Raw genomic sequence first — 21,613 nt, 5'->3', positions numbered from 1 at the left:
GTGCCCCCTTAATGGGAGTGATTGTTTCGATGTTCGGCAAGGGTGTCGAAGCCGAAGTCAGCGGACAGATCCCGCCATACGGCGTGCGCGTGATTCGCCTGACGCTGCGTGTTGTCGTACTCGATGAGCAGGTCCGGGCCTTGTATCCGGTAGTAGTGGGGATCATCGGGTGCCATACCACCCGCCCAGCCGAACCAGGTGACGTCGAGCACCGCGTCGGTTGCGTAGCGCGCGGCGTGTACCTCTGCCATCGCGGCCGATACACGGCCGGTGTACAGCGCGATCAGTCGTCGCAGCTCGTCGCGCTGCGTGTGATCGAGGTTGCGCGCACTGATCCCCTTGGGCGGAACGGAAATCGCCAGGGCAGCGTGATCGGCCTCGGTGTACCCGCTGGCCTCTTCCGCGTTCCGGTCGACGTCATCGACAAGCTTGTTCAGCGCAGGGTCCGAGAACTGGCCGCGCCATAGATCCTGCATATGCATCATGGTGTCGCCATGTGTCACGCGGGCTCGGTTGCCGGACACGATGTCCGATATCGCGGACTCGTGCAGCAATGCGTGTTCGCGCTGTTCCGCGTTGAAGGACCCGACGAGGTTCCGTGCGACATCCTCGATCCCGCCGAGCGGCCGTAGCGGCGCCCCACCCAGTAACGAAGTGCTCGCTGGGTCGGCGCCGATGAAGCAGGGTGTCGTCGATACGAGACGGCCGCCGACGATGAGGTTGTTGAGCGAGATGTGATGACCTCCGAAGCGCCAACCCCAAACCGGGTCGCCCGGCACGCCGAACACCCTGAGCCAGTACAGTCCGGGATCGCGACCCCGTTGCCGGGCCCAGCGAGCCTTCCAACCTTCGACCTGGTCCAGGACGTTCTCTAGACCGACCACGGTCGCGACAGTGGCGTACCCGGCCTCGGACAGTCCCGACGCCACCAACTGCATCGCCAGGCTCTGCTGATGCGCCAGCTGGTGACGTAGCGCGAGCCCGCCATGGTCGGTCGGCGTGTAGTACCACCGCACTCGCTCCGCTTCGGCATCGGGCACCAGCGGGGAATCGAACAGCGCGGCGGCACGCTGACCGGAGGTCAGTGCGTCCAGCCATGCCGTGGCGGCGCTCGCCATCGCGGCGGCCACTGCCTGCCGTGGTTCGTCAATCGCAGCCGACATCACCGAATCCGGGACGCTACCGACCATGGATCGGTTCCCCATCGTCGGACACATCGAGCATCACCTTGATGGCATCGCCTCTGCGTTCGGCGTAGGTGTCGAACGCTTCACCGATGTCGCCGAGTGCGAAATGGTGTGTCACGAGTGGGTCGGTGTTCAGTCTTCCCTGGCTTGCCAGGGAAACGGCTCGTGCAACAGAGCCCGTTCCTTCGCCACGAACCGTCTGCAATGAGATTCCGTTCATGACGGCATGGTTGAGGTCGGCCAGCACCGGCTGCTCGAAAAATCCCACGAGCACGACTTTGCCGGACCGCTTGGCCATATGGATCGCCTGATCGACAGCGGGCGCGGCGCCCGAGCACTCGAGGACGATATCGGCGCCGCGCCCACCGGTGAGATCGCGTACCGCGGCGACGGCGTCCATCGCGCGCGAGTTGAGCACCACGTCGGCGCCGAACTGCTTGCCGAGCGCCAACCGGCTTGACCTGGTACCCACCAGAGCCACCGGGTCGGCTCCGAGTTGGCGGGCGACCTGAACGGCCAGCAGCCCGATGGGCCCGGGGCCGATCACGGCGACACTCGCGCCGACAACGAGGGAGCCGAGGACATCGAAGGCGTGCATAACCGAGCCGACAGTGGTGAGAACTACCGCCGCGTCGAAATCAACGGAATCCGGCAGCCGATGCAGGGTGGACACATGATTGACCACATATTCGGCGAACCCGCCGTTGACCGTCATCCCCTGTGACCGATGCCCTTTCTCCCGCTTGCCGGAGTTCAGGCAATCGGTGTAGGAACCCGAGAGACAGTTGACGCATCGCATACAGCCGCGATGCGCCTCGGTCACGACCCGGTCACCAACCGAAAACTCGTCGACGCTGCTCCCCACCGCAGCCACCACGCCCGCGTACTCGTGCCCGGGGACAAAGGTTCCCGGAGGCGGTCCGTCACCGGCGAAGAACTTCCGACTTCGAATCTTGAGGTCCGAACCGCACAGCGATGCCCGGCGGACCTGGACCAGGACGTCGTCCGGTCCCACCTCGGGCACAGGCAACCGCGTGGTTGCGATCGTCCCGGGCTCGCCGAGTACGGCAGCCAACATTGTCTCAGAGGGCATCTGCAACCTTTCAGTTGAAATTCGAGCAGAAAACCGGTTGGTCCTCGATTGTGTTGGCCCCGTCGTCGGCAAGTCCAAGACCAGAAGCGCGAGACACGCATAGGCAACACCTATAGATGCTCGTGACGTCCGACGCGTGGGCCACCGCTTACGAAGCGTCGGCGCGGCTCGCCTGGAGGAGGGGAGATCTTGGGTGTGAAATCCTGCTCGAGCTCAGGTCCGGCGCAAATTCCGGTTGGCACCGATCTGCGTCGACCGCTTCGATACCGCTCCGAGTAATATCGGCCACATCGTTGCCGATATAGCTGGACATTAGCGACGATAGCGTCGACGCTGTTGCCATTATGGAGACTCGATTAGCGGTCAAGACAGATTTGCGCCTCACAGGCGCGCGCGGTCGGCGCGATAGGTCGATGGTGCAGGTTGGTTACGCCTTCGCTGTGGTCATGCTCGGTACGACGATGCCGACGCCGATGTACACCTTGTATGCCGCCGAGCTCGGATTCTCCATCAGCACGTCCACAGCGATTTTCGCCATTTACGCCGCCGGAGTCGTCGCGGCACTGATTCTGTTCGGCCGGTGGTCGGACGCGCTCGGACGTCGACCGCTGCTCATGGCCGGACTGGCCTTTTCCGCAGCCAGTTCGCTGGTGTTCCTCACCGCGGGGCCGGTGTGGCAGTTGCTGCTCGGGCGAGCGCTGTCGGGGCTGTCGGCCGGTATCTTCACCGGTACCGCGACCGCCATGATCGTCGAAGCCGCACCCGCGACATGGAAAACCCGAGCCCACGTGGTCGCCGGTGTCGCGAACATCGGCGGATTGGGTATAGGGCCGACGCTGTCGGGCGTGCTGGTGCAATACGGCCCGTGGCCGCTGCGATGTGTTTTCGCGGTGCACCTGGTGATGGTCGGGTTGGCGGTGCCGGCTATCAGGAATGCGGACGAGACCATTGCGGCACAGCCGCGGGCTCGGCTCACCGTGCAGCGGTTCTCAATTCCGCCCGAGGCAAGGCAGGCGTTCATTCGTGCGGCGCCGGCGGCCTTCGCCGGGTTCTGCGTGATCGGCCTATTCGCGTCGGTCGTGCCGACCTTCCTGAATCAATCTCTGCACGTTCACAACAAGGCCGTTGCCGGATTGCTGGTTTCCTTGACGTTCGCCGCGTCCGCGGCTGCCCAAGCCCTCACCAGGACGCTGCCCGTTCCCAACGCCATGATCCTCGGTTGTGCGGCCCTGATAATCAGCGCCGCACTGGTCGGTGCGGCTCTCAGCGCCCAGTCGGTACTGATCCTCATCGCGGCCGCGGTGATCGCCGGTGTCGGACAGGGCACGAGCTTCAGCAAGGGACTGGGCGCGGTAGTGGAAGCGGCTCCGCCATCGCAGCGGGGCGAGATCGCCTCCAGTTACTTCGTCGTGGCCTATTTCGCGATCTCCGTTCCCGTCTTGGGCGTGGGATTGGCCGCCCAGCACTGGAACCTTTCCCACATCGGCATCGTCTTCGGAGCAATCCTCGGCGCCGTGGCCACGGTGTCATTGCTCGGCACCGTTCGCGCCGCGACGTCGGATCCCGGACCGGCTTCGGCCCCGACCTCACCTGCCGTGGTGCCGCAGTCCAGTAGCGAGCAGCATTGAAACAGACATCAGGCCAAGCCCTTATCGCTCGTCATCGCGTCCGGTACCGAGGGTGCACAGCGTCCCGCCGACTTCGACGCGCGCGGGCCTACGCGATTGCCGCCGTCTCCGTTGCCGAGGTGGCGCCGATATCCATTGACACCGAGCATAATAACGGCAACACTGTGTCCATTATGACAAAGGCGCTTTGCAACCCACCTTGTGTGTCCAATTGGAGGCGGTCATGAATTCCGACGGGCGCTTGCTGCTGCGCGGCGGAATCGTCCTCACGATGGACGAGAAGCTGGGTGATCATGAACGCGGCGATGTCCTCATCGAGGACGGCAGGATCGTCGAGGTGGGGCAGGATTTACAGGCCGACGCGCAGGTGCTCGACTGCGCGGGCAAGATCGTCCTTCCCGGCTTCGTGAACTCGCATCACCACATGTTCCAGACCGCCCTGCGCTCGTACTGGGCCGATGCCCTCGACATGGACTACTTCATGCAATCCCGGGCCGGAGCCGACGCGTTGTTCCACCAGTACACGCCGGAGGACGTCTACTGGGGACAATTCGGTGGGGCACTGGAAAATCTGGCCGCGGGAACGACGACCGTCGTCGACACGTCGCAATGCTCGTATACCCCCGAACACACCGACGCCGCGCTCGAAGGAATCCGCCGATCCGGAATCCGGTGCGTCTTCAGCTTCTCGCCGTCACTCGGCGATCACGAGCCGGACCCGTCGTATGCCCATCCGGAAGACATCCGTCGCCTCATCGAAACGACCGGTGAGGTGCACGACGGAACACTCGTCCGCCTGGCACTGGGCTATCACGTCGATGAGGACTTGTTCCAGCTTGCGCGAGACCTCGGTCTGCCCATGTTCGCGCATGTCAATGACACCAGCTGGGGTTACGTGCTCGAACAGTTCGAGGAGGAGGGACTGCTCGGCCCCTGGATCACCTACATCCACTGCCTCGGTATCGAGGACGCCGCATGGCGAGCTATCGAACGGACCGGTGGCAAGGTATCGGTCTCCACCAGCGCGGAGCAATCGCTCGCCATGGGCCAACCGGCGCTGCAAACGGCCCTCGAACATGGCATCCCAACAAGTTTCGGCACGGACACGGTCGGCATCGCACCCGTCGACTTCTTCTCCCAGATGCGTGCGGCCTACCAGTGGCAGCGCAGCCGAATCCAAGTAGCGATGCAGAGCAACTCACCCGAGGTTCAGCCGGTCACGGTGCGAGACATACTCCGAATGGCAACAATCGGCGGAGCCCAAGGGGCTCATCTCGACCATCTCGTCGGGTCCCTCACCCCGGGCAAACGGGCGGACGTCATCGCATTGAACGCACGCACACTCAATGCCGGACCGGTAAATCACGCGCCGGGCGCCGTCGTACAGCATATGGACACCAGCAACGTCGACACCGTGATCGTGGACGGACGAATCGTCAAGCGCGATGGCCGACTGCTCGGCGTGGACATCGAATCGGTATTGCAGCACCTCGAAAGTTCGGCGGCTGGCCTCGTGAGTCGTTCGCGAGCTACCGACATCCTTTTCACGGGTTGCCGACACCTGTCATGATCACGTTCGACGTTGCCGTGATCGGCCTGGGTCCCGTCGGTGAGCTGGCGGCGCTGCTGCTGGCGCGTGCGGGGTTGACGGTATTGGCACTCGAGCGCGAGAGCGACGTGTACCCCAATCCGCGCGTCGGCGTTCTCGACGGAGAAGCGCTGCGCACGCTGCAGAAGGCGGGGGTGTACAAGCGCGCCGTTCCAGACATGCTCCTCGGGGCCGGCGCCCAGTGGGTGTCGGCTCGCGGCAAGGTCGTCGCGACGACACTGCCAACGGAACAACTCCAGGGGCATCCGTGGATATCGGCGATCTACCAGCCGTTGCTGGATAAGCAACTTCGGGCGGCCCTTGCGGAGTACCCGGATGTCGATATCCGACTGGGGCACCGGCTAACCGGGTTGACCCAGGACGACGAAGGCGTCGAACTCACGTTTCGTGATGTCGACGGCGGGACCGGTAACGCGCGCACACGCTTCGTTGTCGGCTGCGATGGCGCCAATAGCGCCACCCGCGAAGCGATCGGCGTCCAGCTCGTCGGATCCGCATATACCGACACGTGGCTCATCCTCGATGCGAAGCTGCCGGAGCCGGTCACCCACCTTCCGTACTTTCAGATGACGCTGGACCCGGCGGCGCCCCGCCTGACCGGCCGACTCGCCGCTGGTGGGCACCGCTGGGAACGCAAGGTAATGCCGTGGGAGGACCAAGAGGAAATCCTTACACCCCGGGCCGCGCGGCGAGTGATCGCTGAGGATGCGGACCCCGACACCGCCGAGATCCTGCGCCATCTCATCTACACCTTCCGAGCCAAGAGCGCCGAGCATTGGCGCGTCGGGAGGGTGTTGCTGTGCGGCGACGCCGCCCACCTGATGCCTCCGATGATCGGCCAGGGCCTGAACTCGGGAATCCGGGATGTCACGAACCTCACCTGGAAAATCGCGGCCGTGGTGAACGCCAGCGCGCCACTGCAGATCCTCGACTCCTACGAAGCCGAGCGGCGGCCGCACGCCGACGCGATAACCAAGCTGTCGGTCCGGGCCGGCCATCTGGTCACGATGCAATCGCGCTGGGCGGCGACGTTTCGCGACGCGGCGGCCGGAACGCTCCTGCGTGTCCCGCCATTACGGGAACGCGTTCGCCAAGGCCGCTGGCGGCCGCCGGCCCGGTACCGCCGCGGCTTGCTTTTGGCACCACCATCGCTGCGCTCGCCGGTTGGCCGCCTATTTCCGCAGCCGATCGTGCGGACGTTCAGCGGCGCGGAGCACCGCCTCGATGACATCTCGGGCTCTGGCTGGCGCATCATCGGCTGGGACGCCGATCCACGCGAAGTGCTATCGAAAAACGGCCGCCGCATCGCCGAAGACGTCTTGGGCGCGACCTATGTAACGCTGATCTCGCCGGGGCAGCGCCCCGTCCATCGTGGTTCGCCGACCCAGATCCTCGAAGACCTTCATGAGCTGGCCCGTCCATACTTCAGGCGACAGCCATTCGTCGTACTCCGTCCCGACCACTATGTCTGCGCGAATCCCTCGTCGAATGCGCTCGAAAAAACGCTGAGGAAGTTGATGCCGCACATATCAAATGAATCGGCTGCTCAGGAACACACCGAGGCGGTCGAGCGAACCGGTGTCTGGAAACTCGATCCCGCAACCGCGGACATCAGGTTCTTCGCCCGCGGGCTCTGGGGACTGCTCCCGGTAACCGGCCGCTTTCGTCGAGCATCCGGCTCGATGACCTGGGGTCAGGATGGATCGGCCACGGTACTGCTGGAACTTCACGCCGCTAGCATCGCGACCGGTCTCGCATTCCGAGACCGGCATCTGTGCGCGCCCGAGTTCCTGGACGTGCAAACCCACCCACTGATCTCATTCCATGGCGACGCCGTCGGTCGCGGCCCAGGGCGACTCGCGGTAGTCGGCAAGCTGACAGTTCGCGGCACCACGACCGAAATGCGCCTCGAGGTCGAGCTCGAACAGGACGGCCCCGAAATCGTTGCCGCGACGACCGCGCGGATCGACCTGTCCGCCTATGGCTTCGCGGCTCCACTCGACATGGTCCGCCCCAAGCTCGACCTCGAGATCCGAGGCCGTCTCATCCTCGCCCACCCGGGAACCGAGAGCACCCGCCTGCTTGCCTCCTACTGACCGCGCGCACATGAACCGTGGCCGCTAACAGCGCAGCGCATCTGCCGGAAGATCCCTCGCCGCGGTGAGCGGAAGCTCGAGGGAGACGAGTAAGTCCCGATACCGTTGGGCCAGTTGGGTCGGCGCGCTGCGGCTGTAGGCGACGATCTCGCGGTAGACACCGGGGCCGATCCGTCTGGTGTGCTGTACCCAGCCGCCGGGCACGACATTATTGGGCACAAGTGCTACGCCCAGGCCTTCCATCGCGAACAGCAATGCGGCGGTCACCTGTCCGGTGCGAGCCACGGCACGAGGGGTGAATCCGAGGCTGGTGGCTACCCGGTCGGCGATCTCACTCATGCCTTGTTCGGCCTCGTAAAGGATCCAATCGGCCGAGGCGAGTTCTTCGGCTCCCACTGCGGAACCCATATTTCGTCCCGCCGGGCCGACCAGCACCATCTCCTCGTAACCGAGTGAGACGACCGGTCCGTCCCACGGTTCGGGTCGCGGACCGACCGCGACATCGCCCTGCCCGCTGCGAACGGCGTCCTCGAGGGCGCGGCGATGCGAGAAATCGTGCACCCGAAGGACAGCGGTCGGGAACAGCGCGTGCCATCGCACCGCGCTCGGGGGCAGTATCCCGGAGGCGATCGATCGGACGGTGAGCACGTGCACGTCACCGCTTCGTCCCTCGACAACCTGGTGTACCGCATCCGCCGCTTCTTCGGCGGCCTGCAACACAAGTTGGGCTCTGGGCAGGAAGACGCGTCCGGCGGGTGTGAGGGCAAGACCATGTCGTCCGCGTTCGAGCAATTCCGCGCCGAGTTCTTTCTCCAGCGAACGTATCTGCTGGGACAGCGAGGGCTGCGAGACATATAGCCGTCCCCCGGCAGCACTGAAGGACCCGCTTTCCCAGACGGCGATAAAATACTCCAGTTGGCGCAGTCGCATCAGATGACGTTACCGCCGTCCCCGCCGCTGCAAACGTGGAGAAACAGGGAAATCACGCGACCAGATTCGCTCGCTTATCCAAGCGACCGAGCCGGGCGAGCAAATAGTCGATTTCTGCCCGCGCTCGGCTCGACAGCACGCCGCGTGGCGCCCGCTGAGCATCGGAGGCGAGCAGTCCGCGCCGCTTCATGACGTACTTGCGTACAGCCAGTCCGATACCCGGTTGCTGTTCGTACCGCAACAACGGTAGGTGTGCGTCGAAGATGTCATGACTTTCCTCGATACGGTCGGCACCGGTAACCACGTCGACCAGCATTTCCGGAAAGCAATATCCGGTCATGGCGCCGTCTGCCCCGCGCTCGACCTCGAAATCGAGGAAGAGGCCGCCGTTACCGCACAGAATCGAGAGACGGGGCATTTCGCCCGCGGCTTCGAAATCGCGCAATGCGCTGATCTTCTCCAGCCCCGGCCAGTCCTCGTGCTTCAGCATTACACAGCTGGGGACGGCGCGGGCGATGCGTGCGACGACCTTGGGGCTCATGACAACCGAGAACGACAACGGGTAATCCTGCAAGACAAGGGGGACCGAATCGCCGAGCGCGGCCGCGACGCCCTCGTAATAACCCACGATCTGGTCATCGGTGCGCAGTGTGTTGGGTGGTGCCACCATGACACCCGCCGCGCCAGCCGCCATGACATCGGAGGTGAGTTCGCGCATCGCCGCATAACCCGGGGCGGAGACGCCGACGACTACCGGCAGCCGGGTCCACTGCAGCACTTGGCTCACGATTCGTGTTGCTTCGTCGTGGGACAGTTTCGGTGCCTCGCCCATCTGGCCGAGCAGGGTAATCCCGGTGACACCGACGGATTCGTAGAAATCGACGAGTCGACGCAGTGAGTCGAAGTCCACCGCGCCGTCCTCGTCGAAGGGTGTGGGCGAAATGGCGAAGACGCCCTTTGCCTCGCGGGTGAGCAGGGCCATGGCTGATGTCCTTGTGGCTGTGGGGTTTTCGGTTTCAGAGGCTGGGAATGAGCCCGCCGTCGACGCGCACCACCGAGCCGGTGATGTACGACGCCGCATTGCTCGCCAGGAACGCCACGGTCGACGCGTACTCGTGTGGTTCGCCGTAGCGGCCGATCGGGATGGTGGCCACACTGTCGGCCGCGATCTGTTCGACGGTTCTGCCTTGCGCCTCGGCCTTGATCTGGTCGAGACGCTCGACGCGCTGGGTGCCGATCCGTCCCGGCACGACGACGTTGCAGGTGACGCCGTCCGCGGCGACCTCACGAGCCAGCGTCTTGGACCAGCCGAGCAGTGCGGCACGAAGGCTGTTCGACAGGCCGAGGTTGGGAATGGGTGCGACAACCCCCGAACTGGTGCTGGTGATGACGCGCCCCCACCCGCGCGTCTGCATGCCGGGGACGAGTCTGTCGCTGATCGCGATCACAGACAGCACCATGGAACGGAAACTGTCGAGCCACAGCGCAGGGGGCTGGCCGAGAACCGGCCCCGGCGCGGGCCCACCGGTGTTGTTCACCAAGATGTCGACCGGACCGAAGGTCTGCTCGATCGCGTCGACATTGCCTTCGATGACGTCGAGGTCAGCAATATCCCAACCCATTGCCATGGCCCGGCCGACCCGGTCGACGATCGCGTCGCGGCGTGATTCGGCGGCTTCGAGATGAATATCAGCGACGACCACGTTGGCGCCCTCGGCCGCAAGTCTTTCCGCGATCGCACCGCCGAGGCCGCCACCTCCGCCCAGCACCAGTGCAGTTCTGCTGCCAATCCCAAGATCCAATGTTGACTCCTCGACCGCAGGCCCGATGATAATCCGGCGTTTTTCATGAATCCGGTAATTACATATGTTCCGAACCGTACATCACGGAGCTGTCCGCGCCCAATAGGAATATTCGCCGCCCTCTATAGGCAAAACTTATACGCCCAGTTCAGCGCCCCATCGACAAAAAGAGCCACGCAATCGTCGCAAAATGACACTTGGACAAAAGAGATTTCCTTCACGTAGCGTACTGATAATTCATCAATAGCCAACGAAAGGCGGTGTTGTGTCTATTCCGGATACGATGCTCGCGGCCGTAATCGGCGAGCCAGGAATTATCGAAACCAAAACTGTGCCGGTGCCGCGCCCGGGGCCGGAAGACGTTCTCGTGCGAGTGCACCGGGCGTCGTTGTGCGGCACCGACCTCAAGGTCCGTAGCCGACGCTTCTTCGGCGACGCAGGCCCGGCGCCGGGCACATTCGTTCCCGGTCACGAATATGCCGGCGTCGTGGCAGCGGTCGGCAGTGCTGTCGACGAATTCGCGGTCGGCGATCGTGTTGTCACGGAGGCACATCGGGGTTGCATGCGCTGCGCCAACTGCCTGTCCGGTTGCTATACGGACTGCCTGAACTACGGCAATGCGACCAAAGGGCATCGGGTCGTGGGTATGACGGTCAACGGCGGCTTCGCCGAATATGTCGTCAATCATGTCTCGACGCTGTATCGGCTGCCCGATCACATCGACTTCGACTCGGCGGTCATGCTGACCACCGCCGGCACCGTGATGCATGTCTACGACGTGCTCGACTCGCTCCTGGTCGGTGCCACCGTCGCGGTGATAGGCCCCGGTCCCATCGGACTGTTGGCTGTGCAGGTAGCCCGCCAGCTAGGGGCGGACCTTGTGACGCTTGCCGGTACCCGCCCCGAGCGGCTGGAAATCGGAAAGCAGTTCGGGGCCGATCACCTGTTCAATGTCCGCGAGCAAGATGCCGTCGCCGCGGTCCGGGAGGTTACCGGCGGTCTGGGCGCCGACGTCGTCGTCGAGTGCTCGGGCGCTGCGAGCGCGGTCGACGACGCGATCCACATGGCCAAACGCTCCGGCAAGGTCGTTTTGGCCGGATTCTTCGAACAGCCGGTGTCTGCCGACCTCAATCACGCTGTCATGAACGGGATTTCGATCCACACCGTCCGCGGCGAAGGCGCGGGCTCGGTAGCCAGGGCCCTGTCGCTGGCATCCCACGGCCGACTGCACACCGCCGACCTGGTGACACATCATTTCCCGCTCGCGGACATCGCCGAAGCTTTCGATACCTACGCCGGACGACGAGACAACGCCATCAAGGTGATGCTCGATGTCGCCGAATGACGTCACCGTCCGCGAGCTGGTCGCCACCGACATGGCCGAGCGTGCGACAGCGTGGCTCGCGACCCTGACTCACGAACAGCGAGTTCAGGCGCAATTCGCCTCCCCACTCGCTCCGGACGCGGAGGCCGAACGCCTCCAGTGGTTCTACACACCCACCGATCACGGTGGACTCGCCCTTCGCGACCAGACCGCACGCCAGCAGGGCTTGGCAATGCAGCTGGTCGCCTCAGGCCTGTCAGAGGCCGGATATGCCACCGTCTCAACGGTGATGGGGCTGGAGAATGTCCTCGATCAGGTCGAAGGATGGCACGTCAATTGGGGACGGGAACGGGGCCGGGATCCGGGCCTCTACTGGCTCAGATTGTTCGGCCGACCGGGCGACCCGGTCTGGGCATGGCGTTTCGGCGGCCACCACATCTCGCTGAACAACCTGATCGTCGGCGGCCGCATCGTCTCGACGACGCCGTGCTTCATCGGAGCCGATCCGGCCAGTACCGCACTACTCGGTTCAGCGCTACGGCCGCTGGGCGGACCAGAAGAGGCCGCGCGGGAATTGGCACGGTCGCTGGACCCGGACCGATACCGCGTGGCGTTATTGCACGAGAGCGCGATATCCGACATCGTCTCCGGTAACCGGCCGACCATCGCACACGGCGACACGATGATGCACATGCAGGATTTGTGGCGCGGCAGGTTCAGCGACCCGGCACTGCGGGATCTGGTCGATGATGTCGACCGGCGTGCCGAAGAAGGCAGCGGATACACCGAAGCCGACCACGCGGCCATGGCCATCTCCGTTCCCCCCACCGGCCTATCCGCGCGCGACCTCGCCCCGGGACAGCGCCACATTCTCCGACAACTGATCGATCTGTACAGCGGACGCGCGCCGAGCGCACTAGCCGAAGCCCACTCGGCGCACTACGCGGCCGATGACGTACTCGACGAGATCCATTTCGGATGGGCGGGCAGCCTGCGGGCGGGAGAACCGCATTACTACCGCATCCAGGGCCCGGAACTGCTCATCGAGTACGACAACACCCAGCGCCACGCCAACCACGCACACTCCGTATGGCGTAACCCGCGTTCGGATTTCGGGCTGGACAGTCTGGCCGAGCATCGCCGACGCTCGCATTGAACAACGTTGGCTGAACGGCTGCCCTGGTGTCCCCCGGGCAGCCGTCAACCGGCGTTTTTGAACATGTCTGCGGGATTCGGCCCGCTCGGCGTCGAAAACAGGCATTGGCACGGCATAACCGGATAACTCTGGTCCACCCGATCATCGACAGCGACGGCCCGAGCCCAACCCCCTTCGATGGCCTCCCGCGCGAACGTTACGGCCGCCTCGTAGGAGGCAACGAAATGCAATGGTGAACCGATACCGAAATCGACCATCAGGTGCCACATCATCGCATTTCCAAACTGATAAAACGCCCTCAGCGGCGCTGACGCCAGCCCGATCTTCTTCGAGCATTCGGTGTCCGAAGCTCGTCAGGTCGCGACGCAGCCATTCCACGCAGGACGTTGTCGCGGCTCACCCTTTTCCCCCGACATTGGGTACGGCGGGGGCATCGACGGCCGGGGTCATCGCGGCGGCGTGTGCCAGGGTTACCCGCGCCATGTCGGTGGTGGCGATGGAGCCGATGTAGCCGTCAGGGCGGATCAACAGGAGTGCGGAGTCGGCCACGCCGTAGATCCGAGCGAAGGAATCGGTGATATCGACGAGCACGACATCGGCGTCCACCTGCTCACCGCCATTGATGGCGATCCTTTTCAGTCCCGCGCCCGCCGCCGGCCACGCCAATGCGGCCAGTTCCTCGACGGCCGCGGGACCATAGCCGATTGCGGTGAAATGCGGTCCGGAAAAGAGGTCGAACAGTCGCTGCGCTCCCCCGGCCGCGTCCAGCAATTTCGCGTCCGGCGCACGGTCGCCGACCCGCAGCGCAGCGGTTTGTTCGGCATCGGCCGTTACCAGTGGGCCGCCGCGGTAGTGCAGGCCGAGCTGGCGTTCGTCATCGCCGCGCTTGATCGACGCCGGGTCGAGTTTGGCCAAGCCCTCGTACTTCTTGGTCGCCAACCCCAAGACCCCGGCCGCGATCGGCTGCCGCTCGGCCTCATAAGTGTCGAGCAGGCTCTCCGGCGCCCCAGCGAGCACCTGGCCGAGTTTCCAGCCCAGGTTGTAGGCATCCTGCAGACCGGTATTGAGTCCTTGCGCGCCCGCGGGAGGATGTACATGAGCGGCGTCACCGGCAATGAATACCCGTCCCGATCGGTACCGGTCCGCCAGTCGAATGTTGGGGCGAAATACCGATGTCCAGCCGATGTTCGACAAGCGGAGGCGGTTGTCGCCGGTCTGTTTGCGGATGCGCGCATTCAGGCTGTCCTCGTCGAGAGCGGGCTCCTCACCGGGTTGCAGACGGATCATCACCTGAAAGACATCAGAGTGCGGCAGCGGGCACGCACCGACGAACCGGCCGCCCGGACGCGGCCACACATGCCAGCGATCCCGGGAAAGACCCTCCACCACGGCGTCGACGATGATCATCCGATCGGATTCGTCCGTCGAGCCCTCGAAGCCGATGTCCGCTGTTTTGCGGACCGTGCTCGCCCCACCATCCGCGCCGACAAGGTAGCGGGCGCCGATCTCTTCGACACCGTCGCGACCGGCGACCGTCGCCACGACCGCGTCCCGGTGTTGCTCGAATCCGACGAGTTCACGTTTCGATTCGACTGTCACGCCCAGCCGCTGCAGTCCGGCGCGCAGCGCGGCATCGGTGCGGAACTGGGGAATCAACCACGTATTCGGGTGCGGCACATCGGATGTCAGCTCGTTGCGGGAGATCATATGCCACGGAATAGTCAGCGGACCCGCATGAATGCCCAACAGAGGGTACTCGGCGCCGCCGGCGCGGATATCGTCGAGGACGCCCAGATCCTCGAGCACTTCCAGACTGCGCGGCTGGACTCCCTTGGCGCGCGAACCATCGAAAGACCTCGCGGCTTTGTCGATGATCCGCACCGCCAGTCCGCGGCGGGTCAGATCGATCGCCAAGGCGGTGCCGGTCGGCCCGCCGCCGACGACGAGAACGTCGATCAGTCGAGTGCTCGACTCTGTCTTCATCGTGACGACCCTTTCCTGGCAGCTTCGACAAACGCGGTGAACAGCAGACTCATCCGGGCGGGCTCCTCGTAGGGGACCATGTGCCCGCATGGCGAGATAACGTGCGACTCCACGGGCGCCAAGAACTGGCGCACCTCGTCGAAGCTCGTGATCGGGGTGACTTGATCTTCGTCGCCCCACAGCAACAACCTCGGGAACGGAAGTGTCCCGGTTCGCCGGTAGAGGTCCTGACGACCGCCCAGCGGGAAGGAGGCGATCGTTGCGGCCAAGGCGTAGACCGAGCCTTCGAACTGATAACACTCCCGCACCATCGCCGTGAGCGCCGCGGACTGCTGCGGATCCCGGACATTGTGGGACAGGTGCCGGTCGAGCATTTTGCTACCCAGCTTCTTTGCCACAAAGGTGCCCAACATCTCCTGGCGCAGCAAGGGGACGAAGGCGGGCGCGGGCTGCAGCCCGGCGGGGCCGGCCAAGGTAAAGGTGGCGATCCGGTCGGTGTGCTGTTGAGCGAAAGCCATCGACACCAACGCACCCATCGAAGCTCCGACGAGATGGAAGGGTTCGGTCAGATCCAGACGCTGGGTCAAATCCGCGATTTGCCGCACGAACAGGGCCTCATCGTAGGTGGCCCGTACGCGATCGGAATAGCCGCGCCCGTACGGACTGTAGGCAACCGTGCGGAATCCGCGCGAATGCAGCTCACCGGCGAGTTGATCCCAGTAGAACAGCGGGGTGGTCAGACTACCCGCGAACACGACGACCTCTCCGCCCTCGGGCCCGGCCATCTCGTAATGCGTGATCCCGTCGCCGCATTCGATGAAGTCACCGCGCAACTCGGCACGTGTGGCCTGGTCCAACTGGCGGGTCTCGCCGGGCACCACGAAATACTTCATTACTTTCCCTTCTTCGGCGAGTTCGCCTCGGCGGTCAAGAAGTTCAGCACCGCGCTGGCCACCCATTCGGGATCTTCGTCGGGGAGTAGGTGGCCGCCGGAGGAGTGAATCCGTTCGAGGCTGCCGGGGATATCGCGAGTGAAATACTGTCCGTCGACGGACGCGCTGCGCAGTACCAGTGTGGGCGCGGCGATGGCGGCAATCTCGGCGGTGCGGTCGATCTGGTCGGTGTTGGCGAAGTCGATGAACGCCTCTTGGTTGCCGGGCCGGGTCAGCATCGCGTGCACCCGGTCGACCATTGCGTCATCCACCACCGAAGGGCGCGACCCGACCGCCGAGCGCAGATTGCGTTCGGTGGCCGAGCGAGACGCCAAATTCCGTACCAACACGCGACCGATCGGGTTGCGTGCCAGGCGCAGCGCCAACGGCAACGATTTGCCCGGGTAACCGGTGGCATTGATCAACACCAGCCGATCCACCCGCTGCGGGTAATCCAGCGTGAAGTTCCAGGCGATATTGCCGCCGAGGGAATTGCCGACCACCGAAGCCTTGGAGACCCCGATGGAGTCCAAGAAGGCGGCGACCGTCTTGGCGTAGGTCTGTATCCGATAGTCCCGGTCGGCGCGCGGGCCGGTGAGACCGAAGCCCGGCAGGTCCGGGCGAATCACATCGAACGACGACGATAACGCCGCGGCCACCTCGTCGAAGCAGTGCAGCGAGGAGCCGCTGCCGTGCAGAAGCAACACCGAGGGCCCCGTCCCGGCCCGCTTGTAGTGGAGGTTACGGCCCTCGACGATCGCGAAGCGCGAATCAGGGTCGATGTAATCATCGGCGACTGCTCGTCTACTCATAATGGTTACAGTGTTGCCGGTACATGACCGCAGGTCAAGTGATAATGGCAACAATGTGACCACTATATAATGATCACGTGTCCAGCCTGTCGATGCGCAACAATGCGAGTGTGACCACCGCCGATTCAGACGCCGCCGAGACCCCGGCTCGCCGCTCCCCCGGCCGCCCACGGGTGCCCTTCGACCGGATTGTGACGACCGCGCTGCGCATTGTCGACGAGGAAGGTGCCGACGCACTGTCGATGCGCACGCTCGCCCAACGTCTCGAAACGGGCACCGCCGTGCTCTACCGAGCAGTCGCCAACCGTGCCGAACTCATCGCCCACGTGGTCGACTCGGTGCTCGGCGAGATCGAAATCGACGACACCGCGCCCGATGACGACTGGCAGCGCGCATGCATCGCCGCCGCAGAGGCCATTTTCTCGGTTCTGCACCATCACCGGGGGATCGCGCCCCTGATCATCGAGCAGGTACCGATCGGACCCAATTCGCTCATGTTGCGCGAGCGAGTCTTGGCCATGCTGCTCGCCAACGGCTTCCCCCCGAAGTCCGCGGCGCTTGTATACGCCACCATTGCCCGCTATGCCGTCGGCTTCGCCGCACAGCTACAGGGCCACGACACCGAAGCCAACATCGACCCCGCCCCACTCACCGCGCTCTATCGCCAACTCGATCCGGCGCGATTCCCCGCCACGATCGCGGTCGCCGATTGTCTGCCGAGGCAAACTCTGGAAAGTGAATTCCGCTTCGGTCTGCAGCTACTCGTCGCGGGCCTCGTGCCGCTGCACGACGCGGCGGCCGACGCAGTGGACCCCACCTGATTCGTTCGGATGCCGCTGCTTTCGATCCATCTTGGCGCTCGGTTTTAATTCGGATACGCTGTAGCCGAATTAGATACCCGGACTCCGCGCGGCGACAGCCGTCGTGCGCGAGATCGCGAGTGTGCCGAGAACAGGAGAATCGCATGCGTACCGTGCAAACCAGCGCCAGCTACAAGGCCAGTCCCGACGAGGTCTGGAAGGTCCTCGGCGATCCGTCGCGCTGGGGCGATTGGCTTGTGATTCACAAATCGTGGAAGAGCGCCGTCCCAGCCCAGCTCGCCAGCGGCGACACCGCTACCGCAAGTGCGAGCGTGATGAACATGCCGGTCACCATCGACTGGACTTTCGAGAATGTCGACGCGCCACGCTCGATCGCCATGGGCGGAACCACAAGGGCCGGCGTCAAACTAGCACTCGCCATCAGCCTGCGAGGCGAGGCCGAGACCACCACGGTCGAGTTAACAGCCAGTATCGACGGCGGGATGATCGACGGCCCCATGGGCGGGGTCTTCAAGAACTCGCTCGTCAGCGCCCTCGACAAATCGCTGAAAAAGGCTCAGGGGCTCGTCGCCTGATATCTGTCCGCCGCACCGCGCGCCGTTTATGGCCCGCGGTTCGGGACAGATTCGGTCGTACCAGAAAGGTGGTTCGATTGAACGAGCCAAGGAAAACCATTGCCGCGATCGGGTGTTCGGGCCAAGTGGCCGAAGTCTTCGTACGCGGCCTGCTGGCCCAAGGAGTCTCGGTCCGTCTCCTCGCCCGCGACGCCGATACGCTTGCGCGTCGCTATCCCGAAGCGACGATCGTCGCTGGCAGCATGATGAACGCGGACGATGTCGCGCGGGCAGCGGACGGCGCGGATGCGGCATTCTTCTTGACACCGATCGCGCGGCAGAATGACCCGTCGACGGAGTTCGAGGCAGCGAACGCTGTGATCGCCGGCGCCAAGGCGGCCGAACTCGAGCACCTGATCTACACCTCTGCGCTCGGAGCAGGCCGGAACACCGGCGTCGGTGTTCTCGATGCCAAGTTCGAGGTCGAACGCTTGTTGGCGTCGAGTGGCATCGGCTACAGCGTGCTGCGATGCGGATCATATATGGAAGATGTTTTCGACCCGCGACTGGATTTGCTCAACAAGGGCAGGTTCTTGTTGCCTATCGACAAGTCGCGCCACATCAGCTATGTGAGTCAAAAAGACGTGGCCCCGTTCATCGTGCAAGAGTTGGTCTGCAAGGATCGTGTGGTGAATGGGGATATCGACTTCGTCGCACCACGAAGTTACGCCGTCCACGAGGTCGAGCAATTGCTGACGACAGCGGCGGGCCGCACGGTCAAAGCGTCGCCGCGGTTCCCCACCTATTACCTTTTCCTGGCAGCCCTTCCTTATTTCCGCTGGCGTGGACACCGACTCTCATCGATCATTCCCCTGGTTCGTTACTGGGACAGCCACGGCTCCGTCGCATCGGAGAATACTGTCGGAGCCTATGCGCCGTCGTTCCATATGACGACCCTGGAAGAGCATCTCACCAGTCTCTTCCAGCAGCAAAAATAGGCTCATTTCAGCGGTAGAGCGCCGTCCATACCGCCGACATCGGTAATCTTCCATCCCGCACCCGAGTCGACGGTGACGTTATACGTCACCGTCGTTTGGCCTCCGTCGGGAGTCTGGGCGTTGGTGGAGTTGACATTCAGGAAGACGTTCACCTTGTATACGCCGCCGGTCTCCGAGGTGACCACGGCACTGACCGGTGTTGCGGTCGAGGACCATTTCAACGGCACCAAGATTTCCTGCAGTTTCGGTGCGGTGGCATCGAATTTATTCGCCAACTGCGGGCTGGTATTCGCCTTGAGCTTGGCGATCCACGCGTTGTAGTCCTGAAAGTTGATGGTGGAGGCGCCGACCGCGTAATCCGTGGCGACTTGCTCGGCACGGCGGTCGGCGGCGGCGGTGGCGTCACGGTCGCTGAGCTGACCGCGAGCCGAAAGCCACAGCGCGGCGAATACGCCCGTTGCCGCCACCAGAGCGATAATCGCGGCTCCGAGTGCGATGGCGGACAGTCTTATCGACACCGTCCCCGATGCGCGCCCGGTCGCTACGGAGTTGTCCTCAGCCCGTGCCGGTCGGTCAGTTGTCGTTTCTTCGTCGATTCGTTCGTTGGCATCGATGGTCATGTGTGCTCCTGGGGTGTTGTTTTCGATCTGTTCGCCGGTTATTTGACGTTGATCTGCAAACGCAAGGCGCCGTCCCCGGTTTCGGCGAGTGCTTGCGAAATCAGCGCGCTGAGGTCGACGCGACTCAGCTGCCCGGTGGCATGCGTGGTCAATGGAGTGAGCACCGGCACCAGCTTCGCCATGTCGGGACCCATCTGCTCGAGGTAGTCGGTGAATTCGGCGGCGAACGGGATGAGGCCGGTGTCTTGGACATACATGTCCGGCGTCCGTCCGATCCGGACGAGTCTCTCGATGGATTGCGCGAGGTTGTCCGCCGATGCACCGACCTGGTTCCAGCCCGGTGCGGCAGCGCTCATCGCCGGGCCGGTCCAATCCATATCCGCGCCCAACGCCTGCAGGTCGATGAGCATGCTGTGTATGGCGTCGGTGCGGGACAGCAGGGTGGCGGCGAGCAGGCTGGTGGATCGAGCCAGCTGCGGCACGATCACTTCGGTGCCCGCCAGTCCTCGGGTGAAGGTATCGACGAGGTCACCGATCGCCTGCGGGTCCAGCTGTTCCATCAGATGGGTCACCTGCCGGGCCACCTCGGGTATCGAGGTCGGCGTCCGGATGGCCCGAGTGTCGATGTGCTGTCCGTCGCGCAGATACGGGGCGGCCGCGTCCTTTACGGGCGTGAATTGGACCTGTGGTTCGCCGAGCGCGGAGAGGTTTTCGATGCTGACCGTGCTTGCCACCGGGATGTGGTAATCGTCGCGTACTCGCATGCTGACCTGGACGCCGCCGTCGCCGTTGCGCACGGACACGACCTTCCCCACGCGAACCCCGGACAGCAATACCGGTGATGCCGGACCGAGGCTGCCCGAATTGGTCAGTGTCATCGTCAGTTTGGAATAGCTGGTAAACCAGTCGACGCCGACTACGTCGAACGTGAGGTAGGCAAGAGCGAGCAGTGCTACCGCGGCGATGCTGCTCAATGACAGTGCGGGACCGAGGATTCGTGATTTCAACGCACTGCTCCGATCATGCGCAACGTGTCGATGATCCGACCGGTTTGTTCCTGCGCGGGGACTCCATTTCCGGTGTCGACACCGGTGATGTCCACTTTGGGCCCGTGCTCGACGAACGGGATGATCTGGTCTCGAAGCAGTGACACGAGTCGGTTGAGGTTCGATGGCGCGTTCAGGTCCAGTGGCCGATCGGTGAACAACAATGGCACAAAAGCTTTCGCCGCGGCGTCGCCCGCCGTCACCAGCGGCGTCATCCAGGTCAGGGCGTGGGCGATGTCGCCCATAGCACCGGCCAGCCCGAGCACGAGGATCAGGGATTTCAGCGCCGAGGTGACATGTGTGGCGCCCTGCTCATTCAGCAGCCCGCTCAGTGCTCGATCGCGGTCGAGCACCATGGCCACATTGGCTTCCATACCGTCGAGGAAGTTGTCGACCTCGCCGAGATGCCGTGCGACATCGGTGAAGTCCGCGCCGATGACCTGCGCGATATGCGCGCTGTCGGCAGGCTGTTCGGGCAATACCGCATTCATGCGATTCACCAGGTCCTGGAACTGCTGCACCGCACCGCCCTGAACGAATGTCGCCAGCCCGGCCATGACGTCTTCCACCTGTACAGCTGGTTTCGTCTGTGCGATCGGGATGGTGCCGCCGTCGGCGATGGTTTTGTCGAACCCGTTCGGCGGTGTGGTCAACTCGATGAAAACATCACCCAACAGGGTGTTCTGCCGCAGTTGTGCGGTGGTGGCAGTGGGCAGTTTCACCGCGCGATCGATATCGACATCCGCGATCACATGGCCTGCGGCGGTGGCCGCGGGATCCACTACGCGCACTTTCGCGAGGTCACCGACCTGTACGCCGTTGGCCATCACCTTCGCCTGCCCCGGCAGGTTGAGCGCGTTGGCGAACTCGACATGCACCCGGTAACCGTCGCCACGGCCCATGCCCGGGACCGTAATGGCCGACGGATCGAGTGCGCAGCCTCCCAGCGTGCATCCCGTCACCGCGAACGCGAGCAGCTTCGTCGTGAGTTTCATTGCACCCCAGCGCCTTCCGCGGTTGCA

The 21,613-nt window shown here is 64.0% G+C and carries 19 protein-coding genes; 8 read left to right on the top strand and 11 right to left on the bottom strand.

What is annotated here, in order from left to right; genetic code table 11:
• Positions 1 to 8: 8 nt before the first annotated feature.
• A complete protein-coding gene (locus ACIBW7_RS10645; RefSeq protein WP_397046041.1) occupies positions 9 to 1,163 on the bottom strand; it encodes a DUF3500 domain-containing protein in 1,155 nt (384 codons plus the stop codon).
• A gap of 16 nt (positions 1,164 to 1,179) precedes the next feature.
• The gene (locus ACIBW7_RS10640) at positions 1,180 to 2,280 is read right to left on the bottom strand and encodes a zinc-binding dehydrogenase (protein ID WP_397046040.1); all 1,101 of its coding nucleotides are present in this window, start codon (positions 2,278 to 2,280) and stop codon (positions 1,180 to 1,182) included.
• Between the two features lie 413 nt (positions 2,281 to 2,693).
• Between ACIBW7_RS10640 and ACIBW7_RS10635 the strand changes: the two genes are divergently transcribed.
• The 3 genes from ACIBW7_RS10635 to ACIBW7_RS10625 all read left to right on the top strand — a co-directional run bounded on the left by ACIBW7_RS10635 (position 2,694) and on the right by ACIBW7_RS10625 (position 7,613).
• Positions 2,694 to 3,908, top strand: a complete 1,215-nt coding sequence (locus ACIBW7_RS10635; RefSeq protein ID WP_397046039.1) for an MFS transporter — start codon at positions 2,694 to 2,696, stop codon at positions 3,906 to 3,908.
• A 223-nt stretch (positions 3,909 to 4,131) separates the two neighbouring features.
• Positions 4,132 to 5,478 carry an amidohydrolase family protein gene (locus tag ACIBW7_RS10630; protein WP_397046038.1) on the top strand — a complete coding sequence of 449 codons (1,347 nt, stop codon included), beginning with the start codon at positions 4,132 to 4,134 and terminating at the stop codon, positions 5,476 to 5,478.
• Entirely contained in the window at positions 5,475 to 7,613 is a 2,139-nt protein-coding gene (locus tag ACIBW7_RS10625) for a bifunctional 3-(3-hydroxy-phenyl)propionate/3-hydroxycinnamic acid hydroxylase (protein WP_397046037.1), read from the top strand. The genes ACIBW7_RS10630 and ACIBW7_RS10625 overlap by 4 nt, the downstream gene beginning before the upstream one ends.
• A gap of 24 nt (positions 7,614 to 7,637) precedes the next feature.
• Here the strand turns inward: ACIBW7_RS10625 and ACIBW7_RS10620 are convergent, their stop codons facing one another.
• From ACIBW7_RS10620 to ACIBW7_RS10610, 3 genes are read right to left on the bottom strand one after another with little or no spacing between them, the layout of a single operon-like run.
• Positions 7,638 to 8,543: a LysR substrate-binding domain-containing protein gene (locus tag ACIBW7_RS10620; protein ID WP_397046036.1), complete on the bottom strand. Its 906-nt coding sequence runs from the start codon at positions 8,541 to 8,543 to the stop codon at positions 7,638 to 7,640.
• Between the two features lie 52 nt (positions 8,544 to 8,595).
• Positions 8,596 to 9,525: a dihydrodipicolinate synthase family protein gene (locus ACIBW7_RS10615; protein WP_397046035.1), complete on the bottom strand. Its 930-nt coding sequence runs from the start codon at positions 9,523 to 9,525 to the stop codon at positions 8,596 to 8,598.
• A 34-nt stretch (positions 9,526 to 9,559) separates the two neighbouring features.
• Entirely contained in the window at positions 9,560 to 10,345 is a 786-nt protein-coding gene (locus ACIBW7_RS10610) for an SDR family oxidoreductase (protein ID WP_397046034.1), read from the bottom strand.
• A gap of 265 nt (positions 10,346 to 10,610) precedes the next feature.
• On the opposite strand from ACIBW7_RS10610, the gene ACIBW7_RS10605 reads away from it, so the two are divergent.
• Together ACIBW7_RS10605 and ACIBW7_RS10600 are read left to right on the top strand one after the other, a co-directional pair.
• Positions 10,611 to 11,690, top strand: coding sequence for a zinc-binding dehydrogenase (locus ACIBW7_RS10605; RefSeq protein ID WP_397046033.1), 1,080 nt, complete (start codon positions 10,611 to 10,613; stop codon positions 11,688 to 11,690).
• A complete protein-coding gene (locus ACIBW7_RS10600; RefSeq protein WP_397046032.1) occupies positions 11,677 to 12,825 on the top strand; it encodes a DUF3500 domain-containing protein in 1,149 nt (382 codons plus the stop codon). Before ACIBW7_RS10605 ends, ACIBW7_RS10600 begins: the two co-directional genes overlap by 14 nt.
• Positions 12,826 to 13,221: 396 nt before the next feature.
• On the opposite strand, the gene ACIBW7_RS10595 is transcribed toward ACIBW7_RS10600, so the two are convergent.
• The 3 genes from ACIBW7_RS10595 to ACIBW7_RS10585 are packed head-to-tail and all read right to left on the bottom strand — an operon-like array spanning position 13,222 to position 16,552.
• Entirely contained in the window at positions 13,222 to 14,808 is a 1,587-nt protein-coding gene (locus ACIBW7_RS10595; RefSeq protein WP_397046031.1) for an FAD-dependent oxidoreductase, read from the bottom strand.
• Entirely contained in the window at positions 14,805 to 15,701 is an 897-nt protein-coding gene (locus ACIBW7_RS10590; RefSeq protein ID WP_397046030.1) for an alpha/beta fold hydrolase, read from the bottom strand. The genes ACIBW7_RS10595 and ACIBW7_RS10590 overlap by 4 nt, the downstream gene beginning before the upstream one ends.
• Complete coding sequence (locus ACIBW7_RS10585; RefSeq protein ID WP_397046029.1) at positions 15,701 to 16,552, bottom strand: alpha/beta fold hydrolase; 852 nt, start codon at positions 16,550 to 16,552, stop codon at positions 15,701 to 15,703. Before ACIBW7_RS10585 ends, ACIBW7_RS10590 begins: the two co-directional genes overlap by 1 nt.
• 77 nt (positions 16,553 to 16,629) lie before the next feature.
• On the opposite strand from ACIBW7_RS10585, the gene ACIBW7_RS10580 reads away from it, so the two are divergent.
• From ACIBW7_RS10580 to ACIBW7_RS10570, 3 genes are all read left to right on the top strand, one after another.
• Complete coding sequence (locus ACIBW7_RS10580; protein WP_397046028.1) at positions 16,630 to 17,373, top strand: TetR/AcrR family transcriptional regulator C-terminal domain-containing protein; 744 nt, start codon at positions 16,630 to 16,632, stop codon at positions 17,371 to 17,373.
• Positions 17,374 to 17,516: 143 nt separating this feature from the next.
• Positions 17,517 to 17,948 carry an SRPBCC family protein gene (locus tag ACIBW7_RS10575; RefSeq protein WP_397046027.1) on the top strand — a complete coding sequence of 144 codons (432 nt, stop codon included), beginning with the start codon at positions 17,517 to 17,519 and terminating at the stop codon, positions 17,946 to 17,948.
• Between the two features lie 77 nt (positions 17,949 to 18,025).
• Complete coding sequence (locus ACIBW7_RS10570) at positions 18,026 to 18,925, top strand: SDR family oxidoreductase (protein WP_397046026.1); 900 nt, start codon at positions 18,026 to 18,028, stop codon at positions 18,923 to 18,925.
• A 2-nt stretch (positions 18,926 to 18,927) separates the two neighbouring features.
• On the opposite strand, the gene ACIBW7_RS10565 is transcribed toward ACIBW7_RS10570, so the two are convergent.
• Genes ACIBW7_RS10565 through ACIBW7_RS10555 form a run of 3 tightly spaced genes read right to left on the bottom strand, consistent with a single transcriptional unit; the run spans position 18,928 to position 21,586 of the window.
• On the bottom strand, positions 18,928 to 19,545 hold the full coding sequence (locus ACIBW7_RS10565; protein WP_397046025.1) for a hypothetical protein: 618 nt from the start codon (positions 19,543 to 19,545) through the stop codon (positions 18,928 to 18,930).
• A gap of 38 nt (positions 19,546 to 19,583) precedes the next feature.
• A complete protein-coding gene (locus ACIBW7_RS10560; protein WP_397046024.1) occupies positions 19,584 to 20,552 on the bottom strand; it encodes an MlaD family protein in 969 nt (322 codons plus the stop codon).
• Positions 20,549 to 21,586, bottom strand: a complete 1,038-nt coding sequence (locus ACIBW7_RS10555; RefSeq protein WP_397046023.1) for an MlaD family protein — start codon at positions 21,584 to 21,586, stop codon at positions 20,549 to 20,551. The genes ACIBW7_RS10560 and ACIBW7_RS10555 overlap by 4 nt, the downstream gene beginning before the upstream one ends.
• Positions 21,587 to 21,613 lie beyond the last annotated feature (27 nt).

It is taken from the genome of Nocardia sp. NPDC049526 (assembly GCF_044465765.1).
Classification (GTDB): domain Bacteria; phylum Actinomycetota; class Actinomycetes; order Mycobacteriales; family Mycobacteriaceae; genus Nocardia.
The sequence above is the reverse complement of the archived record's forward strand: the minus strand, read 5'-3'. Positions and strand labels throughout refer to the sequence as shown.